The following is a 16,722-nucleotide window of genomic DNA, read 5'->3' as shown; positions in this document are numbered from 1 at the left end:
TAACTTTATTGGGTTAACCTAACGTTCATCCAATTTTCCGATATGGAACCTGTGATTTCCCAAAAGCCCGGAAGAATACTGTCTATTGATGTGATGCGTGGCATCATCATGATTTTGCTGGCTGCCGAAAGCTGCTCGGTTTATGAATCACTCAAAAAGGTAGAACCGGGAGGCATATTTGGTACTGTCCTGAATCAATTTTTTCATCATCCCTGGCATGGGTTGCACTTTTGGGACCTGCTGCAGCCTTCGTTTATGCTCATTGCAGGTACGGGGATGTATATTTCATATTACCATAAGCAGGAGAAGGGGATAACATGGTCGCAGAACTTCAGGCATATTGCAATCCGGTCTATCAAATTATTCTTGTTGGGTACGGGTTTGCATTGCGTTTATGCCGGTAAATTGGTTTGGGAGCTGTGGAACGTCCTGACTCAGTTATCGTTTACCAGTATCATCGCTTACCTGATTATTGACAGGTCATATAAGGTTCAGATTGCTGTTTCGGTAGTTCTGCTAATCATTACGGAGCTTTTATATAGATTGATCTTAGTACCTGGTTTTGCCCAGCCATTTGTAGAGTACCACAATTTTGGGGCTTACATGGATACCGTGCTGATGGGAAAGATAAATCACGACGGCTGGGTGGCGATCAATATTATTCCCACAGCTGCGCATACCATCTGGGGCGTTTTAGCTGGTAAATTATTAGTGTCCAACTACACGGCTGAGCAAAAAGTCAAATACTTATTGGTAGCCGCAATAGCGGGTTTGATCTTAGGGTTTGGTTTGGATTGGCTGAATATTACACCCATTATTAAACGCATAGCGACAAGCTCGTTCACGCTGGCCTCAGGTGGGTGGGTGTTTTTGATGATGGCGTTTTGGTATTGGCTGGTGGATTTGAAAAGGTACCGCAAATATGCCTGGATAGCTGTAGTGGTAGGCGCGAATGCCATATTTATCTATCTGTTTTTTGAAACCGTAGGTTACCAATGGGTGAATGGTTTTGTGGCAATTTTTGTACGCGGCTTTTCTAACATGGTAGGCGTGGTGCCTAAGATATCAGCAGTGCTTTCAGCTTTGGTAACCTGGTTCTTGGAGTGGAGCCTGTGCTATTGGCTGGCGAAGAATAAGATGTTTATTAAATTGTAGAGGCCTTACTTGTAGAAACGTAATGCATCGCGCCTCTATGGGCGCCATATCATAATCTTTTTCCTAAATTCTCTTTCACGCCATTCTCCCATTCTTCTTTCAGGATGCTTAACACAATAGAGTCGCGACGTGTGCCGTCCTCGAGCCACATATGGCTGCGTAATATCCCTTCAGGTTTGCAGCCAATGCTTTTCATAGCGGCAATGCTGCGTTCATTACGTGCATCGGCTCTGAACTCGACACGGTACATATTCAAATCCTCAAAGGCAAATTGGAGCAGTAAAAACTTGCAATGTTTGTTTAAGCCCGTCCCCCTGAATTTTTCGCCATACCAGGTATAGCCCAGTTGAAGCATGTTATTCTGCGGTTGTATATCGTAGAAACGTGTGCTGCCTGCACACTCGCCGCTTGTTTTATCGAATACAATAAACGGATATTCCTTACCGGTTGCCTTATTTGCCAGGGCTGTATTCACATAAGCCTGCATGCCTTTTTCGCTACGCGCGCTTGTTTGCGAAAAGCGCCAGGTGTCAGGTTCATTAATGGCAAATGGAATCAGATATTCCAAATCAGATTCAGCTAATGGTCGCAGCAGAACTTGGTCGTCTTCTAAAATATAATCGCTCAGATGGTCAAACGGGCTTTTCATAATGCGATTATACTCAATTTTACTTTGAAAATCTGAGGCAAAATCTTTCCGGCCCGCAATTTGACGCAGGTGCCACAAATCAGATACATCGCTTTGATTCTAACTTGCTATTACGGCCGCTTTGCGGCTTGCCCTGAGTTTGATGATCTGATAAATAACACCGATCACATAGATCACCATCAATGCAGTCAATGCCTTTTGTATCAGTGGGTCGTTAGGTCCATCGGCGATGGGGTGGCTTATAGGCAAACGGGTTGAGGTTTCCACTACAGCAGGAATAAATGAAAGAAATAATGTGGCCGACATGACGATCACCTGTATATATTCGCCCAGTTTGCCAAGAAAGCGGATCCGGCTGGCATATACCCCGATAGGCAACAGGATGAAAAGGATAATGGAAAGATAATGCCCAGCTGTAGGATGGCCAAATCGCATAATGGGCAAGCCTGTAAGGCAGGTGAGAACCGTTAACCAGATATAGGATTTGCCCGGTATCGTTTTGGGGTCAATTCTTCCATAAAGATATAAGCCATAAAGGGCAGCAAAAATGGCAAGGACACTAATTGCAGTGTGGATGATGCCGAGAATTGAGAGGTGATTTGGTGTGAACATCGTGATGCGTTTAAAAGGTTGCCTAAATATAATAAGATCAGTTGATTGTAACAGAAATCTTATTTTAATTGTATATGTTACACTATTAAACCTATTTTTGGCAGCCGAGTATATTGCCGATTTATGAAAGATTTTTTAGACCAGAATTTTCTCCTGCAAAATAAAACTGCCGAGCGTTTATATCACGAATTCGCGAAGGGTATGCCCATCATTGATTACCACTGCCACCTCGACCCGGAGCAGATGGCAGCGAATGTCAATTTCAGGAACCTGACGGAGATCTGGCTAAAAGGGGATCATTATAAGTGGCGGGCTATGCGCGCGAACGGTGTGAATGAGGCTTTTATCACCGGTGACAAAAGTGATTGGGAAAAGTTTGAACAATGGGCGGCAACAGTGCCTTATACTTTGCGTAATCCGCTTTATCACTGGACACATTTGGAATTGCAACGCTACTTTGATGTGCACGATTTGCTTGCACCCAAAACAGCAAAAGTGATTTATGACCATTGCACCGAAAAACTAAAAACGCCCGAATACAGCGTGCAGAATCTAATCAGCAAAATGAATGTGGAGGTGATTTGTACTACAGACGATCCAATTGATACTTTGGAGCATCATCAGCTCATCAACAAAAGCAAGTGGAATGTGAAGGTATTTCCGGCTTTTAGGCCCGATAAGGCTATGAATGCGGATGATCTGAAAGCGCTGAATGAATATATCAACAAGCTGGAGTCGATTGTTAATATTCCGATCGACAGCTACAAACACTACCTAACTGCATTAAAAAAACGCCATGACTATTTTGCGGAGAATGGCTGTACAATATCTGATCATGGGTTAGAACAGTTGTATGCTGAGGAATTTACCAGTCAGGAGGTGGCTGTTATATTTGATAAAATACGTCTTGGCAAAGAATTGCAGTACACCGAGGTGCTGAAATTTAAGTCGGCCATGCTGTATGAATTTGCTTTGTGGGATCATGAAAAAGGGTGGGTGCAGCAGTATCATATCGGGGCTTTACGTAACAATAATTCAAGGGCTTATCGGGAGATTGGTCCGGATACGGGTTATGATTCGATGGGGGATTTTAGCCAGGCAAAAGCTCTGTCCAGATTCCTGAATAAATTGGATAGTACAAATCAGTTAGCCAAAACTATCATTTATAATTTGAACCCGGCAGATAATGAATTGATTGCTACCATGACAGGCAACTTCAATGATGGCTCGGTTGTGGGTAAAATTCAATTTGGCTCGGCCTGGTGGTTTTTGGATCAGAAAGATGGCATGACCCGGCAGTTTAATGCGCTATCAAGCATGGGGCTTGTGAGTCGCTTAGTAGGTATGCTGACCGATAGCCGCAGCTTCCTGTCATTTCCGAGACACGAATACTTCCGGCGGTTGCTTTGTAATTTGTTTGGTACAGATATCGAAAACGGTGAATTGCCTAATGATATCGAATGGGTAGGGCAGATCATCAAGGATATCTGCTATTATAATGCGAAGAATTACTTCAATTTTTAAAAGGTGTCACACTGATATTTTTTGCTATTCTTTATACCGAATCTTAATCACCAGCTTTTTCAGGCTGTCTGTTCCTGCTATTTTGATATCCGGGCGATGTGCATCCTGGGGAAAGAATAAAAAGAATTCTTTCGGTGTAGCAATAAGGTATTTTCCAACAACATTATAATTGGCGGCGTCGCGGCTATCGCTGTATGGCTCAGTAACTGTAGCTTTGGCGACTGAAGCGATACCCAATCTCACTTTACCTGAGATTACATATTGCAGGTCAATGTATTTCCGGTGCGATTCCCATTTTACATCTTCCAGTTTTTTTGGAGGGCCTGCGGAGATCATCGCATAAGCATTATCGCCATCGATTGGATATTTCCCCGGAGCCATTGTTTTTATCTTGTCGTCTTCCAAAAAAGCAAAGACTTTATCCCATAATGCCTTATCGCTTTCGTATTGCCTCATAAATTCCACACTATTAATGGACGGATCCGGTTTTATCTTCAGGTCTTTTGCCCATTCGTGGCTTTTGACCCATTTGCCGGCAGCTTTAACTTTTACAGCTGAATCGGTCTGTGCATGAGTTGTGATCGCGGTAAAAAATAGGATCAGCAGGACAACAATTTTTAGAATTTTCATAGATCAATAAATTGGTAATGCCAATATACATGTAAAAAAATTATGTCGTTAAGATGACATTGTTTTTTGTTGATTTGTTTGAATTTTGTAATTTTGTTTGTATGGCTATAGAGACTATAGAAGATTTTTATAAGAACAAATTCGACTGGATGCCGGATAACGTTCAGCAAAATATCGGGCACTTCAATGTGTTTAAAATGGACAATTATACCGTACCTACTGGTAAACAGATGACCTATAGTCGCCGCAATTACTATAAGATCAGCTTAACGCGTGGTGAGGGAGTATTGCATTATGCAGACCGCAGTATTCAATTGACTGGCACGTCGTTAATGTTCTTTAATCCCCAGGTGCCTTATACTTTTGAATCGCTGGTCGACCATCGCTCTGGCTTCTTCTGCATATTTACGGATGAATTCTTTACCGGCCGCTTTAGGGGCGGACTAAGTGATTTGCCCGTTTTTGCCTTAGGGGGAAGACCTATTTATGCTCTGAATGAAGAGCAAGAGGACTATGTAGCTACGCTATTTATGAAAATGCTCGATGAGTTGAATTCGGATTTTGATTTTAAATATGAGCTGATCAAGAACTATATCACCGAATTAGCCTATTATGCCCTTAAAACCAAGCCATCCGAAAATCTGTACAAACACATTGATGCCAAGTCGAGAATAACCTCGGTGTTTACTGAATTACTTGAGCGGCAGTTTCCTATCGAGGCACTTACTCAACGTTTCTCAATGCGTTCTGCTAACGACTTTGCGCAGCGGCTGTCTGTTCACGTTAATCATTTGAACCGGGCAATACGCGAGACAACGGGTAAAACTACGACTGACCATATTGCCGAACGCTTGTTGCGTGAGGCTAAAGTATTGTTAAAACAAACCGACTGGAATATATCCGAGATCGGTTATTGCCTGGGTTTTGAGGAACCTACCCACTTCAATAATTTCTTCAAAAAACAAACCCAGTTAACACCGACTTCTTTTAGAAATGTTTGAATTTTGTAACCATTGGTTTGAATAATGTAATGCTTTGCTTTTGACGCTGGCTTAAATTTGTTCTCTATGAAGACAAGAACAGAAACAGACAGTAATAAAAAAGTATGGTTCATCACCGGTGCGTCAAAAGGATTCGGGTTAAGCATCGTAAAACAACTGCTTTGTGCCGGTCATTTTGTGGCTGCTACTTCACGGGACAAGGAGGCATTAACTCAAGCGGTAAACCGGGATGAAAACAACTTTTTACCATTGCAGGTCGATCTGGCTAACGAGAGCAGTGTAGCGCTGGCGCTTCAGCATACCCATGAAGAATTTGGCCGGATTGATGTAGTAATCAATAATGCGGGCTATGGCATAGGAGGCGCGATTGAGGAACTCAGCGATGAGGAGACCCGCCAAGCATTCGATATCAACGTATTTGGCACTTTAAATGTCATCAGGAGTGTGATGTCTTACCTGCGCGAGCAGCATTCGGGGCATATTATTAATATATCTTCTTCAGCTGGCTTTGCACCGGGTATAGGATGGTCAATTTATTGCGCGGCTAAATCAGCGGTGATTACATTGAGCGAAGCATTGGCCGAAGAAGTAAAACATTTGGGTGTTAAGGTGACCTGTGTATCACCTGGTTCATTTCGCACTAATTTTTTGAATGGCGAATCAATTGCGGTAGCGCAAAATCCGATTGATGATTACAGGGACATTACCGAGGCGCGCAGACTATATATGAAAAGAGATGGTCAGCAACCCGGTGACCCTGAAAAAGCGGCTGCAGCGATAATTAAAGTAGCAGGGGAGAAGAACCCTCCTGTGCACCTGCTATTAGGTGGCGACGCGTATAATCGTGTATTGACCAGGCTCGATACCTTGCATAGCAATATCCGCGAGCTGGGTGAGGTAACCTGTTCAACTGACTTATAATTGGTTATTCTGCGCTTGTTTTAATCCTTATGTCAACAAAAAGCTCCTGATTCTATAGCTAAAGAGTCAGGAGCTTTTTTGCTTATCGTAATGTGACTATTTCAATGAAGTGCCGTAAAACTTAAGTCCAAGAATACCTGTCATGATCAGCGTAATAAAAAATAGCTCAATCAATGAAAAACGTTGCTGAAAGAAAGTGATCTCGGCAATTTTGATCATGATCAGTGTGGCAGCGGTCCATACGGCATAAGCGGTAGCGGTGGGTAATTGTTTAATGGCGAGTGAAAAGAAATAGATATTGCACACACCGAAGATAATATACCCTACAAATGGTAAGATTACAGGTAAGCCGCCACCCGGCTTATAAAAAGTAGCAAAATGTAGATTTTTGAATTCGCTGAATTTCATGAATTTGACCGAGAAGGTCCATGCGGTTTCAAAGACAGCAGCGATAACGATATATAACCAGGACAATGCTTTATCGAATTAATTATTTGTCGTAAGATATGTAATTTTCCTGAACCGGGCTTAATTCGAGCGGTTCTGGAGGCAAGTTGCCAGTGGGTTTAAATTCAACCTGTTCAGTAACAGGGTTGAACTTCCGGAATAGCTTCCATTTACTGTTTAGCCAGTTCATCATACGCGGCCTAAGATTATAATACCAGCTAAACCAACGATATTTTAATAATTTCTGCTCATCAAAGCGTTTAACAGAGAAGGCATGCTGTAAAAAGTAATCCTTTGGATAATCATAATACAAGCCCCAGTTCTCGCGGTTATCGCCCGGTTTATGTCCGGGATCATAGGCTGTTCCGAATAAATGATCCCACAGGGAAAACTTAGTTGAAAAGTTGGCGTGGAACACTTCACGATAATTTGCATGATGCCACAAATGCAGCTCCGGCGAATTGAGGAAATATTTCAGTTTACCAAACTTAACGTTCACATTAGCATGGATGAACATGCCAAACATGGCGTCTAACAAGGCTTTGATCGGGATGACCATGGGGTTGGCGCCCAATATAACAATAGGAGCAAACTCGATGGTTTGATTGATGACGATCTCCAATGCGTGTGAGCGGGATCCAGCCAGGAAATCAACCTCTTTGCCTGAATGGTGCGCCTCATGGGTTCGCCACAAAGTCTTGTTGGCATGTTGTAAACGATGAAACAGGTAGATGTACAGATCGTGTGTTACCAGGAAAAATAATACCTGTTCTGTTACCGACCAGCTTTTGACAAACTGAAAACCTGACCAATCAAAATGATGTTGCAATGGAGCAATGATATAATCGAATATCAGGATCTTTAGAAAATAGCTCTGGATGATGGTATACCACACCAAATCAACCCAAAAGCCCTCCCTGAAGAACGGCAAGCCCTTTCTGTATGGTGATACCCGCTCCCAGGCAATAATAAATATCACCCAGCAGATCAATATAGTGGTTGTTATGGCTAATAACTTCGATTGATCCATTCGTTAATTATTGCTTCTGTTTGTACTCGTCGCTAATATACACACGCAGCCTTTTCATCGGGCCAAGTTCTGATTCATAAACTTTTTTAACGCCATCTCCGGCAGCTGTCTCCACATCTCTGATATCGCGAACCAGGCGCTGGAAACCCTGGGGTTCAACCGAGGCCGCATGATCAGAACCCCACATAGCACGATCAAGCGTAAAGTGTCTTTCTACAAAGGTTGCCCCTAATGTAACGGCGGCAACGGTAGTCGCCAAACCTGTTTCGTGACCAGAATAACCGATAGGTACACCTGGATATTTTTTAGCCAGGGTTTGTATCATTTTCAGGTTCAGCTCCTCTGGTTTGCAAGGATAAGCTGATGTTGAATGCGCAATGAAAAGCGGGTAGCTCTCATCAAAATCCTTTACCAATTTTACGGCTTCTGCAATTTCACGCATGTTCGACATACCGGTTGATAACATCAGCGGTTTGCCGGTAAACAGGATGCGTTTAATCAGGGGGAAATCTGTTAATGACGCCGAGGCAAGTTTATAAATTGGTGTATCAAACTGTTCCATAAAATCAACTGCTTCCACATCCCAGGTAGATACAAACCAATCGATACCTAATTCACGGCAGTATTGGTCAATGGCAACATATTCTACCACACCAAATTCGGTTTTGCGCTTATAGTCGATGTACGACATTCGGCCCCAAGGCGTGTCGCGCATCACTTCCCATTGATCTTTCGGTACGCAGATTTCAGGCGTTCGTTTCTGGAATTTTACAGCATTGGCTTTTGCAGCAACCGCTTCATCGATCAGTTTTTTAGCTATCTCAAGCGAACCATTGTGGTTAATACCGATCTCCGCTATCACATAGCAAGGCTCACCCGGACCGATACGTTGGCCTGTGCTTAGCTTGTAGGTTTTGCTAATCATTTGGGGTTGCTGGCTAACCTCGGTATAGCTCTCTTTAAAAGTGATTTGAGGCTCCTCAATTTTTTGCTTGATGCGTGATTCGATCAGCAGTTCAGCTAACTCTCTGAACGCGCCTTCGCCACCCTTTGCAGAGCATATATAATCAACTTTTTCTTTCACAAACGGCAATGCGTCGGACGGAGAAGCGGTAAATCCCACTAATTCCATAATGCCCAGGTCGTTGCAATCATCACCAATATAAGCCACTTCTGAGGCCTGCAGCCCCCGGCGCTCCATAATTTCCTTCAGGATGGCGGGTTTATCTTTTGATCCCAGGTGCAGCTCACTGATCTTTAATTTTTCTGCTCTTTTGGCTACTGAAGGCGATAGCTCGCCGGTAATAATTCCGGTGTCGATGTCGGCCAGGGTTCGCATACGCTCAACAGCCATCCCGTCGCGGATATTAAATTTTTTAAGTGCTTCGCCTGATTCGCCATAGTAAACCCCGGCATCAGTCAATACTCCATCGCAGTCTGTAAGCAATAATTTAATGCTTAATGTTTTTTGTGTTATCATGGCTCTCATTTATTTAGGTTGTCTTTTCAAATTGCAGTCCAGCCGCCATCCACTACCAAATTGGCGCCGGTCATGTAAGCTGATGCATCGCTGGCAAGGAATATCAGTGCGCCCTGATAGTCGCAGACGCTTGCCATACGGCCCAGCAATGTTTTAGCCGAATAATTCTGTATAAAAAACTCGTCCTGGTTATTTTCCACTCCCCCTGGCGACAGGGTATTTACCCGTACGCCCTTATTCCCCCAGTACGCCGCCAAAAACCGGGTGAAATTGATCACCGCGCCTTTGGTTACCGGGTATACCGCGGATTTAAAGAAACTCTGGTTGCCTTCTTTGTCGCGATAGATACTCTGATCGGGCCCGACCATGCCATAGGTTGATGCCAGGTTGATAATGCTGCCGCTACCTTTTTCGGCCATTACGGTACCGAAAACCTGCGATGCAAGGAATACCCCGGTCACATTTACATCTAATGATTTGCGGAACGAACTCAGAGGATAATTCTCAAATGCAGAAAGCTCTTTAGCCAAACCCGGATTCTCGAACATATCATTGATGGCGGCATTATTTACCAGTACATCTATGGTTCCGTGCCGGGCTATAATTTTATCGCGGGCTTCTTTTAAAGAATTCTCATCGGTCACATCAACCTTCAAACCTATATGTTGTTCGCCTAACTTGGAGGCAAATGCCTGGCAGGCCGCCTCATCTATATCAGCAACTACCACATTGGCTCCTGCAGATGCCAGCGCTTCGCAGTGCTTTTTGCCGATAAGGCCAACTGCACCGGTAACTATTGCTGTTTTATTTTTTAACGAAAACAGATCCATCAGCTCAGACTGTTTTTGGTTTGATATTATAGTTATTTACCTTGCGGAACACTGCTTCCAATACTTCGCCTTTCAGGTATTGTTTGATATTCCCGCTGGTGATGGCCTTTTTCATAATCGGCATTACATCTCGGTACGCAGAAAGGGTGTATTCAATATCCTCATCGGTATGGCTAAAGCACATATTGTGAAATCCTGCCCATAACACACCGCGTTTTATCATTTCCTGCTGCATCAGCGTTTTTACCTCGAGCCCGTTACCTGCCTCAGGAGTAAAAGTGACCATCGAGCGGCAGTTATAACCAATGCAACGGGTATAAATATCCATACCTGTTTCAATAGCGATCTGGTTGTAGCCATCTTTTAGCAATGCACCTTTTTCGTCCAGATATTTAGGAACATTCTTGTCACGAAGCTCATTGATTGTAGCTATACAAGCCGCAAGTGATAAAGCCTCACCGCCAAAGGTGGTATAGCTGAATACCTGAGAGTTGAACAATTCCATCACATCGGCACGACCGGTAAGGAAAGCGATAGGCATTCCGTTGGCACAGGCTTTTGAGTAAACAGCCAGATCTGGTTTAACGTCAAAATACTCTTGTGCACCGCCTATAGCTATACGGAAGCCGGTCCACATTTCATCAAATATTAACAGGGTGCCGTTTGTTTTGCAGGCTTCAGCCAGTTCTTTCAGGAAGCCGGGTTTGGGAGCTTCAAAAATGAAAGGCTCCAGTATCAATGCAGCTACAGTATCATCAAGCGCAGCTTTGATCGAATCAATGTCATTATACTCGAAAGTATAGGTCATGTTTTGGATGGCTTCAGGTATACCTGCATTACGGCTGGTGATACCGATATACCAATCGTGCCAACCGTGGTACCCACAACAAAACACCTTCTCGCGGCCGGTAAAGGCGCGTGCCACGCGTATAGCTGCAGAGCAAACATCGGCGCCGGTTTTTGATATTTTTACAGCCTCAGCATTCGGAATAACTTGCCGGAGCAACTCAGATACTTCCACTTCAAGTGGATGCATCATTGAAAAGGTAATGCCGTCTTCCAATTGCTTTTTGATCGCCTCATCCACTGCCGGGTAAGCATAACCCAATGAAATAGGGCCGATAGCTGAGTTAAAGTCGATGTATTCGTTGCCATCCACGTCCCATACATGTGAGCCTTTAGCGCGTTGTATATACTTCGGCGCAACTCCCTTTGAAAACTGACCAGGCCCCTTCGCCAGAGTTTGTGTAACTGGTTTCTGCACTTTCAGCGCTCTGTCATATAATTCATCCGATTTGGTGATCACCGGATAATCTGCATTAAACTTTACTGTGTTTGGCATATTGTTATTCTTTAGGTCGTTATTCTGAAAACTGTGGTACGGCAATGTTTTGCTGAACCGCGCTGGTGGTATACCCTAATATTTTTTCGGCGATTTGTTTACCCGTAAATCCTTCGTTCTGTAATACATTGGGCAATAATGATGGTTTGAACCATTTCTCATTCAATGCAAATGGAAGGACATTAGCAGTAGCTTGATGAGTCAATAAAGTTTCAGCAACGATGCTATATAACCCACCTGTCAGGAAGTGATCTTCAACCGTTACTACCAATTTGCTTTTGGCTGCTTTTAATATGGCTTGTTCATCAACAGGTTTCAGACTACGCATATTGATCAGACCTACCGACAAGCCTTCGCTCTTCAATATTTCAGCCGCTGCTAAAGTCTGCGCAAAAAGAAGACCGTAAGTCAATATCGTTACATCTGTTCCTTCTGCTACTACCTCAGCCTTACCTAACTCAAAAGCGGTGTGCTCATACCCCGATTTTTGGGTATTGATGCGTACATAGGAGGGAGCGAGGAGGTCCCAGATGTCTGGTAACATCTTTAACAGGTCATCCTCATCGGCAGGGGCAAAAACGGTCATATTGGGTATGCCGCGCATAAGGGCGATATCTTCAATGGCCTGATGGGTAGGGCCGTTACCGTCTGACAAAAATCCAGGTATAAAACTGCTCAGTTTGATGGGTAGATTAGGAATACCTGCATCGGTGCGCACAAATTCGAAAGCACGCATAGTAAGGAACGAGGCTAGTGCATGTACCACGGGTATGCGTCCGCGCAAAGCTAAACCTGCTGCTGCGCCAATCATGGTTTGTTCGGTAATCCCGGTATCGATAAAACGATTACCCAGGTGAGCGTGAATATTGCGTACCAGGGCGCGGTTTTCGGCTGTCATCACAATGAAGCGGTCATCTGCTGTTGCCTTCCTGGTTAAAAGTTCTTCGTAGGTCATATTATCGTACTACTAAAGTTTCGGATGTTAATTGCGATAAATGTTCGCCGTGCAATTCTTTCAAAAGACTGTCTATCTCGGTTGCTGTGAAATTGCAGAACCATCGGTCGGCCCGGCGTTCAATACTTGGCAAGCCTTTGCCGCGAACAGTATCTGCTATCACTACATTAAGTTTGCCTTTTTCAAAAGGATAGGCAGAAAACGCATTATGCAAAGCATCAAAATCATGCCCGTCGATACGTTTTACTGCGGCACCAAAGGCGGTGAATTTATCGTGCAGCGGTTCAAGCGGAATTAATTCCTCGGTAGGCAGATTAGCCTGAAACTGGTTGCGGTCGACTACAAAAATTAAATTATCCAGTTTATAAGCGTTTGCAACCAAAACAGCTTCCCAGCAGGTGCCTTCGTTCAACTCGCCATCGCCCAGGATACATACAACACGATTTTTGCCGCCACGTATTTTTATATCCATTGCCACACCTATAGCAACTGAAGGCAAGTGGCCCAATGAGCCCGAATGAAATTCGATGCCCGGAATTTTGGTATTGGGGTGCCAGTAGATATTGTCGTCGACAGATAAATGATTTTTCAGGCGATCTTTTTCCATCAGCCTCAGCTCCACGAATGTTCCATATAAGGCAGGTACATCATGGCCTTTTGATAAGAAAAGATAGTCGCGGTCGGGGTCATTCAAATTATGGTTCCCAACATTCAGCCATTCTGAATACAGGTATAAAATCAGGTCTGCAGCAGAAAGCGAAGCCCCCACAAAGCAACCTCCATCAGTAGCCATTTTTACAATGTGCTCACGAACCTTCAGCGCGGTTTGCTGTAGTTTTTGTTTATCTATGGTAGGTTTGTTAGTCATGCTAATTGGTTAAAGCCTTGGTTTGATCGGCGGTAATTGTTTTCAATTCATCCAGGTGATTGCGGTACCAATTTACCCCGGAGTATTTCGCGTTGATCTGGTATATGTCGGGTCGTTTTTCAAGCAACTCCAGGATGTCTTCACAGCAGAAGTCATGTTTAACCGGGTATAGCTCTTCGAATACAGCCTTGATAAATTCATAATCAGACTGATAATCTATGGTAAATCGGTGCGACATGGAATAATCTTTTCCTGTATTATAAAGTACGTTACCAATTCTAAATTTTTCCGGGTTTTCCCAGATGTAAGGCGTGGTATGTTCTAATTCGAGCTGGCGGGTTGCTTCTTTCCAGCTCTTTTCGAGACAGGCCATGGTCATGATCTCCACGTCGTTGCCATCCGGAAAAGTAGCAGGGTGAAGGTTGCTTACAAAATCGTATTGTCCGCGGTGCTGGAAGTAAAAGTCTAACGCCTGATCTATTATCCCAGGATCGATAAGCGGGCAGTCGGAAGGAATTTTTAATACGATATCAGCATTAAACAATTTCGCTGCCTGGTAATGCCTGTCGAGCAGGTTATTCAGGCTGCCGCGAAAGCAGGGAATGCCTATTTTCGAGGCTTCCTGATCAATAATATCATCTCCGGTTTCTTCTGAAGTGGCGATAATGATCTGCGCATGGTGACGTATCATCTTTAAACGCTCTACCATACGATAAAGGAGCGTTTGGCCAAGTATGGGAAGCATTACCTTGCCGGGTAAGCGACTCGACGACATCCTGGCTTGTACCACTATTACTATATTCTCTGCCATTTTATATGTTTGGCTATCAGGCATACACCTCTTCGTCTTGCGTAATCTTTTCTGGTTTATAAGTGAATTGTTTCAGGAACTCATTACGGCCCCCTTCAAATTCAATGTAGGCACGGCAAATGTTTGCTATGTTTTTAGCCGATGTGCCATTATTCTGAATAGGCATACGGCTTTTCAATTCGTTCAAATCAAAATAGGAATGCACCTTTTTACCCAAAGCAAGTCCGGTATAAACCACGGTGGAATACTGGGTGATTAGTTCGCAACAATTGGCGATCATTTCATCTGTATTGCCGGTCTGATAAATTACGGTATCCAGCGGTGCATATTTCTTTATTTCAGCTTCGGCGCGGGCAAACTTTTCGTTTGGATGCAGCTTGAATAATAATTGCCTGCCGTTTGCTATTTTGACTGTTTGCCTGATAAAAGCTTCCCGGTCTTCATAACGATAGGTTTCGCGCATATCGCTTGTTGCCACCATGACATAATCACGATAAGGGAAATTGTTATGAAGGAATTTGACGCAGTTATCGTAATTGGGAATGCCTGTGGAAAACAGCTTGTTACGATCGGTACCGCCCTGGGTAAAATAGTCTTTATACCCTTCAGACGCTGCACAATAAATATCAAACTGATTGGTTGATCCATTCAGTGCCGTATTTCCGCTCAACCAGGCAGGCAGCCCTAATGCCTTAATTGTATTACTCAGGAATGTGGGCTTATCGATCATTCCCTCCTGAACCCAGATGGTTTTATACTTGAGCAAGCTGCTCGCGACAATCAGGTCGGAGCAATACACTACCAGGTGATAATGGTTCTTTTTCCCACCATAATCCATATTTAACTGATTGCGCTGCAGATAGTCTTCCGAACGGACCTTGAACTGGCCTCCGAGAATGGTGTTGTCTCCTAGCGAAGTGTGCCTTTTTAGGAATTTTAAAACCGGGGAATCGGTGAAAATTTGACTGAACCAGCACTCGTACTCCGGCAGTTGCAACGATATCTGGTGCATCTGCGTGGTTTGGTTGATAGAACCAGTGATAAATAATATTTTTTTCTTCATTGAACCGCCTATATCTCCCAATGTTAGGTTCCGATGAAGTCAAATATATATATGACTTTTTTACTTCAATATACAATTAGTTAAAGTTAATGAAGTGTTAACATTTGCTTAACTAACAGAGGGGTTACCCAAATTTATTAAAATTAAATTTACATTAAATATTAAAATGAACCCTAATATTTACAATATGACATTCGGTTTATATTAGATCCTGTTTAAGCAGAAGTATGTTTTTTCATTAAGTGATTTAAAGAATGTTTAGGTAAATAAAAAGTTGATTACTTTGTCTGAAATTAGCCGAACTATGAAACTTCAAAGCGAACTACTTTCTCATTTAGGATGGTCGGATAATATCATCAATAAAGAAGCTAAAGTAAGACTGGCGCAGCAGATAGCGGATAAAGTGCAGGATGGCCAGACCGTTGGCGCCGGTTCAGGCTCAACCGTTTACCTCGCTTTATTTGCCATTGCGGAACGCATCAAAAAAGAGAAGTTGAATGTAAAGGTGATTCCATCATCTATTGAAATAACAATGGCCTGCAGCAGTTTAGGTATACCGGTTACCGGTTTGTTTGAGGATAAGCCTGATTGGGCTTTTGATGGTGCAGATGAAGTTGATCCAAAAAACAGTCTGATCAAGGGCAGGGGTGGGGCGCTGTTTAAAGAGAAGCTGCTGATCAAGTCGAGTAAAAAAAATTACATCCTGGTAGATGAGAGCAAGATCGTTACCCGGCTGGGAATGAACTTTCCGGTTCCGGTCGAGGTGTTTCCGGGGGCGCTGCTTTATGTGGAGTCGGCGTTGCGCGAGATGGGTATAAATGATATTGCCCTGCGTTCAGCTAAGGGCAAGGACGGACCGATCATTACTGAAAATAATAACTGTATTTTTGATATACACTTCAATCATATACCCAATGATATGGAACAAAAGATCAAATCTATCACCGGGGTAATAGAAAGCGGCCTGTTTATCGGTTATGACGTTGAGGTGCTTATCGCGAAATAACTTATTTCAGATCAGCAGCCAGCTTTGACCAAAGGTGTATGGATAGTCCTTTAGTAAATGCACCATAAGATGTCAGCAATATTCCCTTCAGGTCATTATGCATGGATCTGATAGCATAGATCACATAGTTATCCCTCAGTCTTTTGCCGCGTTCAAATTTGTAAGCGCGGATCACTTCAAATTCGTCCGGACTGATCAGTTCACTGTCCTGAACACAAAGTATGTGTTCATTTTTTATGACAAAGTCCTGGTCGTAGCCCCTGTGTTGTAAGTCGATAATGGCTTCCGCGATGTTATTGTAGTTTTCCATTTCCGTAGCATTTAATAGATGTAATCGTTGATCATTTGACAGACGCTTCTAAATGAAAGTTTTACGGATAGGAAATTACAAGCACCTC

The 16,722-nt window shown here is 43.4% G+C and carries 18 protein-coding genes; 5 read left to right on the top strand and 13 right to left on the bottom strand.

Annotation, left to right across the window (positions count from 1 at the left end):
* Positions 1-42: 42 nt before the first annotated feature.
* Positions 43-1,155, top strand: a complete 1,113-nt coding sequence (locus tag Q3A68_RS08805; protein WP_302900698.1) for an acyltransferase family protein — start codon at positions 43-45, stop codon at positions 1,153-1,155.
* A gap of 49 nt (positions 1,156-1,204) precedes the next feature.
* On the opposite strand, the gene Q3A68_RS08800 is transcribed toward Q3A68_RS08805, so the two are convergent.
* Complete coding sequence (locus Q3A68_RS08800; protein ID WP_302900697.1) at positions 1,205-1,804, bottom strand: GNAT family N-acetyltransferase; 600 nt, start codon at positions 1,802-1,804, stop codon at positions 1,205-1,207.
* Positions 1,805-1,903: 99 nt separating this feature from the next.
* Positions 1,904-2,416 (bottom strand): hypothetical protein, encoded by a 513-nt coding sequence (locus Q3A68_RS08795; RefSeq protein ID WP_302900696.1) that lies wholly within the window; start codon positions 2,414-2,416, stop codon positions 1,904-1,906.
* 123 nt (positions 2,417-2,539) lie between these two features.
* Here Q3A68_RS08795 and uxaC point away from each other — a divergent pair, with 123 nt between their 5' ends.
* The gene (gene uxaC / locus Q3A68_RS08790; protein WP_302900695.1) at positions 2,540-3,940 is read left to right on the top strand and encodes a glucuronate isomerase; all 1,401 of its coding nucleotides are present in this window, start codon (positions 2,540-2,542) and stop codon (positions 3,938-3,940) included.
* 24 nt (positions 3,941-3,964) lie between these two features.
* Here uxaC and Q3A68_RS08785 read toward each other — a convergent pair whose 3' ends face one another.
* Entirely contained in the window at positions 3,965-4,570 is a 606-nt protein-coding gene (locus tag Q3A68_RS08785) for a NanQ anomerase/TabA/YiaL family protein (RefSeq protein WP_302900694.1), read from the bottom strand.
* Between the two features lie 101 nt (positions 4,571-4,671).
* Between Q3A68_RS08785 and Q3A68_RS08780 the strand changes: the two genes are divergently transcribed.
* Positions 4,672-5,571: a helix-turn-helix domain-containing protein gene (locus Q3A68_RS08780; protein WP_302900693.1), complete on the top strand. Its 900-nt coding sequence runs from the start codon at positions 4,672-4,674 to the stop codon at positions 5,569-5,571.
* Positions 5,572-5,637: 66 nt separating this feature from the next.
* Positions 5,638-6,492 carry an SDR family NAD(P)-dependent oxidoreductase gene (locus tag Q3A68_RS08775; protein ID WP_302900692.1) on the top strand — a complete coding sequence of 285 codons (855 nt, stop codon included), beginning with the start codon at positions 5,638-5,640 and terminating at the stop codon, positions 6,490-6,492.
* 96 nt (positions 6,493-6,588) lie between these two features.
* On the opposite strand, the gene Q3A68_RS08770 is transcribed toward Q3A68_RS08775, so the two are convergent.
* The 9 genes from Q3A68_RS08770 to Q3A68_RS08730 are packed head-to-tail and all read right to left on the bottom strand — an operon-like array spanning position 6,589 to position 15,318.
* Positions 6,589-6,966, bottom strand: a complete 378-nt coding sequence (locus tag Q3A68_RS08770; protein ID WP_368045664.1) for a DMT family transporter — start codon at positions 6,964-6,966, stop codon at positions 6,589-6,591.
* Positions 6,967-6,982: 16 nt separating this feature from the next.
* Complete coding sequence (locus tag Q3A68_RS08765; protein WP_302900690.1) at positions 6,983-7,969, bottom strand: sterol desaturase family protein; 987 nt, start codon at positions 7,967-7,969, stop codon at positions 6,983-6,985.
* Positions 7,970-7,976: 7 nt separating this feature from the next.
* Positions 7,977-9,449: an N-acetylneuraminate synthase family protein gene (locus tag Q3A68_RS08760; RefSeq protein WP_302900689.1), complete on the bottom strand. Its 1,473-nt coding sequence runs from the start codon at positions 9,447-9,449 to the stop codon at positions 7,977-7,979.
* A gap of 26 nt (positions 9,450-9,475) precedes the next feature.
* Complete coding sequence (locus tag Q3A68_RS08755; protein WP_302900688.1) at positions 9,476-10,279, bottom strand: SDR family oxidoreductase; 804 nt, start codon at positions 10,277-10,279, stop codon at positions 9,476-9,478.
* 4 nt (positions 10,280-10,283) lie between these two features.
* The gene (locus Q3A68_RS08750) at positions 10,284-11,621 is read right to left on the bottom strand and encodes an aminotransferase class III-fold pyridoxal phosphate-dependent enzyme (RefSeq protein WP_302900687.1); all 1,338 of its coding nucleotides are present in this window, start codon (positions 11,619-11,621) and stop codon (positions 10,284-10,286) included.
* A gap of 19 nt (positions 11,622-11,640) precedes the next feature.
* Entirely contained in the window at positions 11,641-12,576 is a 936-nt protein-coding gene (locus tag Q3A68_RS08745; RefSeq protein WP_302900686.1) for a transketolase family protein, read from the bottom strand.
* A 1-nt stretch (position 12,577) separates the two neighbouring features.
* Positions 12,578-13,444: a transketolase gene (locus Q3A68_RS08740; protein WP_302900685.1), complete on the bottom strand. Its 867-nt coding sequence runs from the start codon at positions 13,442-13,444 to the stop codon at positions 12,578-12,580.
* 1 nt (position 13,445) lies between these two features.
* Complete coding sequence (locus Q3A68_RS08735) at positions 13,446-14,255, bottom strand: glycosyltransferase family protein (protein WP_302900684.1); 810 nt, start codon at positions 14,253-14,255, stop codon at positions 13,446-13,448.
* Positions 14,256-14,271: 16 nt separating this feature from the next.
* Positions 14,272-15,318 (bottom strand): hypothetical protein, encoded by a 1,047-nt coding sequence (locus Q3A68_RS08730; protein WP_302900683.1) that lies wholly within the window; start codon positions 15,316-15,318, stop codon positions 14,272-14,274.
* A gap of 304 nt (positions 15,319-15,622) precedes the next feature.
* On the opposite strand from Q3A68_RS08730, the gene rpiA reads away from it, so the two are divergent.
* Positions 15,623-16,324 carry a ribose 5-phosphate isomerase A gene (gene rpiA, locus Q3A68_RS08725; RefSeq protein WP_302900682.1) on the top strand — a complete coding sequence of 234 codons (702 nt, stop codon included), beginning with the start codon at positions 15,623-15,625 and terminating at the stop codon, positions 16,322-16,324.
* Position 16,325: 1 nt separating this feature from the next.
* Here rpiA and Q3A68_RS08720 read toward each other — a convergent pair whose 3' ends face one another.
* Complete coding sequence (locus Q3A68_RS08720; RefSeq protein ID WP_302900681.1) at positions 16,326-16,634, bottom strand: hypothetical protein; 309 nt, start codon at positions 16,632-16,634, stop codon at positions 16,326-16,328.
* Between the last annotated feature and the right edge of the window lie 88 nt (positions 16,635-16,722).

Origin of the sequence: Mucilaginibacter tolerans (assembly GCF_030519375.1) — a bacterium.
Lineage (GTDB): Bacteria > Bacteroidota > Bacteroidia > Sphingobacteriales > Sphingobacteriaceae > Mucilaginibacter.
Note: the sequence above shows the minus strand (reverse complement) of the source record. Positions and strands in the feature narration are given on the sequence as shown.

Excerpts from the sequence above, each read along its gene's own strand:
- Q3A68_RS08800 (WP_302900697.1), bottom strand. The coding sequence starts at position 1,804 with ATGAAAAGCCCGTTTGACCATCTGAGCGATTATATTTTAGAAGACGAC.
- uxaC (WP_302900695.1), top strand. The coding sequence starts at position 2,540 with ATGAAAGATTTTTTAGACCAGAATTTTCTCCTGCAAAATAAAACTGCC.
- Q3A68_RS08745 (WP_302900686.1), bottom strand. The coding sequence starts at position 12,576 with ATGACCTACGAAGAACTTTTAACCAGGAAGGCAACAGCAGATGACCGC.
- Q3A68_RS08755 (WP_302900688.1), bottom strand. The coding sequence starts at position 10,279 with ATGGATCTGTTTTCGTTAAAAAATAAAACAGCAATAGTTACCGGTGCA.
- Q3A68_RS08795 (WP_302900696.1), bottom strand. The coding sequence starts at position 2,416 with ATGTTCACACCAAATCACCTCTCAATTCTCGGCATCATCCACACTGCA.
- Q3A68_RS08785 (WP_302900694.1), bottom strand. The coding sequence starts at position 4,570 with ATGAAAATTCTAAAAATTGTTGTCCTGCTGATCCTATTTTTTACCGCG.
- rpiA (WP_302900682.1), top strand. The coding sequence starts at position 15,623 with ATGAAACTTCAAAGCGAACTACTTTCTCATTTAGGATGGTCGGATAAT.
- Q3A68_RS08805 (WP_302900698.1), top strand. The coding sequence starts at position 43 with ATGGAACCTGTGATTTCCCAAAAGCCCGGAAGAATACTGTCTATTGAT.
- Q3A68_RS08720 (WP_302900681.1), bottom strand. The coding sequence starts at position 16,634 with ATGGAAAACTACAATAACATCGCGGAAGCCATTATCGACTTACAACAC.
- Q3A68_RS08780 (WP_302900693.1), top strand. The coding sequence starts at position 4,672 with ATGGCTATAGAGACTATAGAAGATTTTTATAAGAACAAATTCGACTGG.
- Q3A68_RS08765 (WP_302900690.1), bottom strand. The coding sequence starts at position 7,969 with ATGGATCAATCGAAGTTATTAGCCATAACAACCACTATATTGATCTGC.
- Q3A68_RS08750 (WP_302900687.1), bottom strand. The coding sequence starts at position 11,621 with ATGCCAAACACAGTAAAGTTTAATGCAGATTATCCGGTGATCACCAAA.
- Q3A68_RS08740 (WP_302900685.1), bottom strand. The coding sequence starts at position 13,444 with ATGACTAACAAACCTACCATAGATAAACAAAAACTACAGCAAACCGCG.
- Q3A68_RS08775 (WP_302900692.1), top strand. The coding sequence starts at position 5,638 with ATGAAGACAAGAACAGAAACAGACAGTAATAAAAAAGTATGGTTCATC.
- Q3A68_RS08735 (WP_302900684.1), bottom strand. The coding sequence starts at position 14,255 with ATGGCAGAGAATATAGTAATAGTGGTACAAGCCAGGATGTCGTCGAGT.
- Q3A68_RS08730 (WP_302900683.1), bottom strand. The coding sequence starts at position 15,318 with ATGAAGAAAAAAATATTATTTATCACTGGTTCTATCAACCAAACCACG.
- Q3A68_RS08760 (WP_302900689.1), bottom strand. The coding sequence starts at position 9,449 with ATGATAACACAAAAAACATTAAGCATTAAATTATTGCTTACAGACTGC.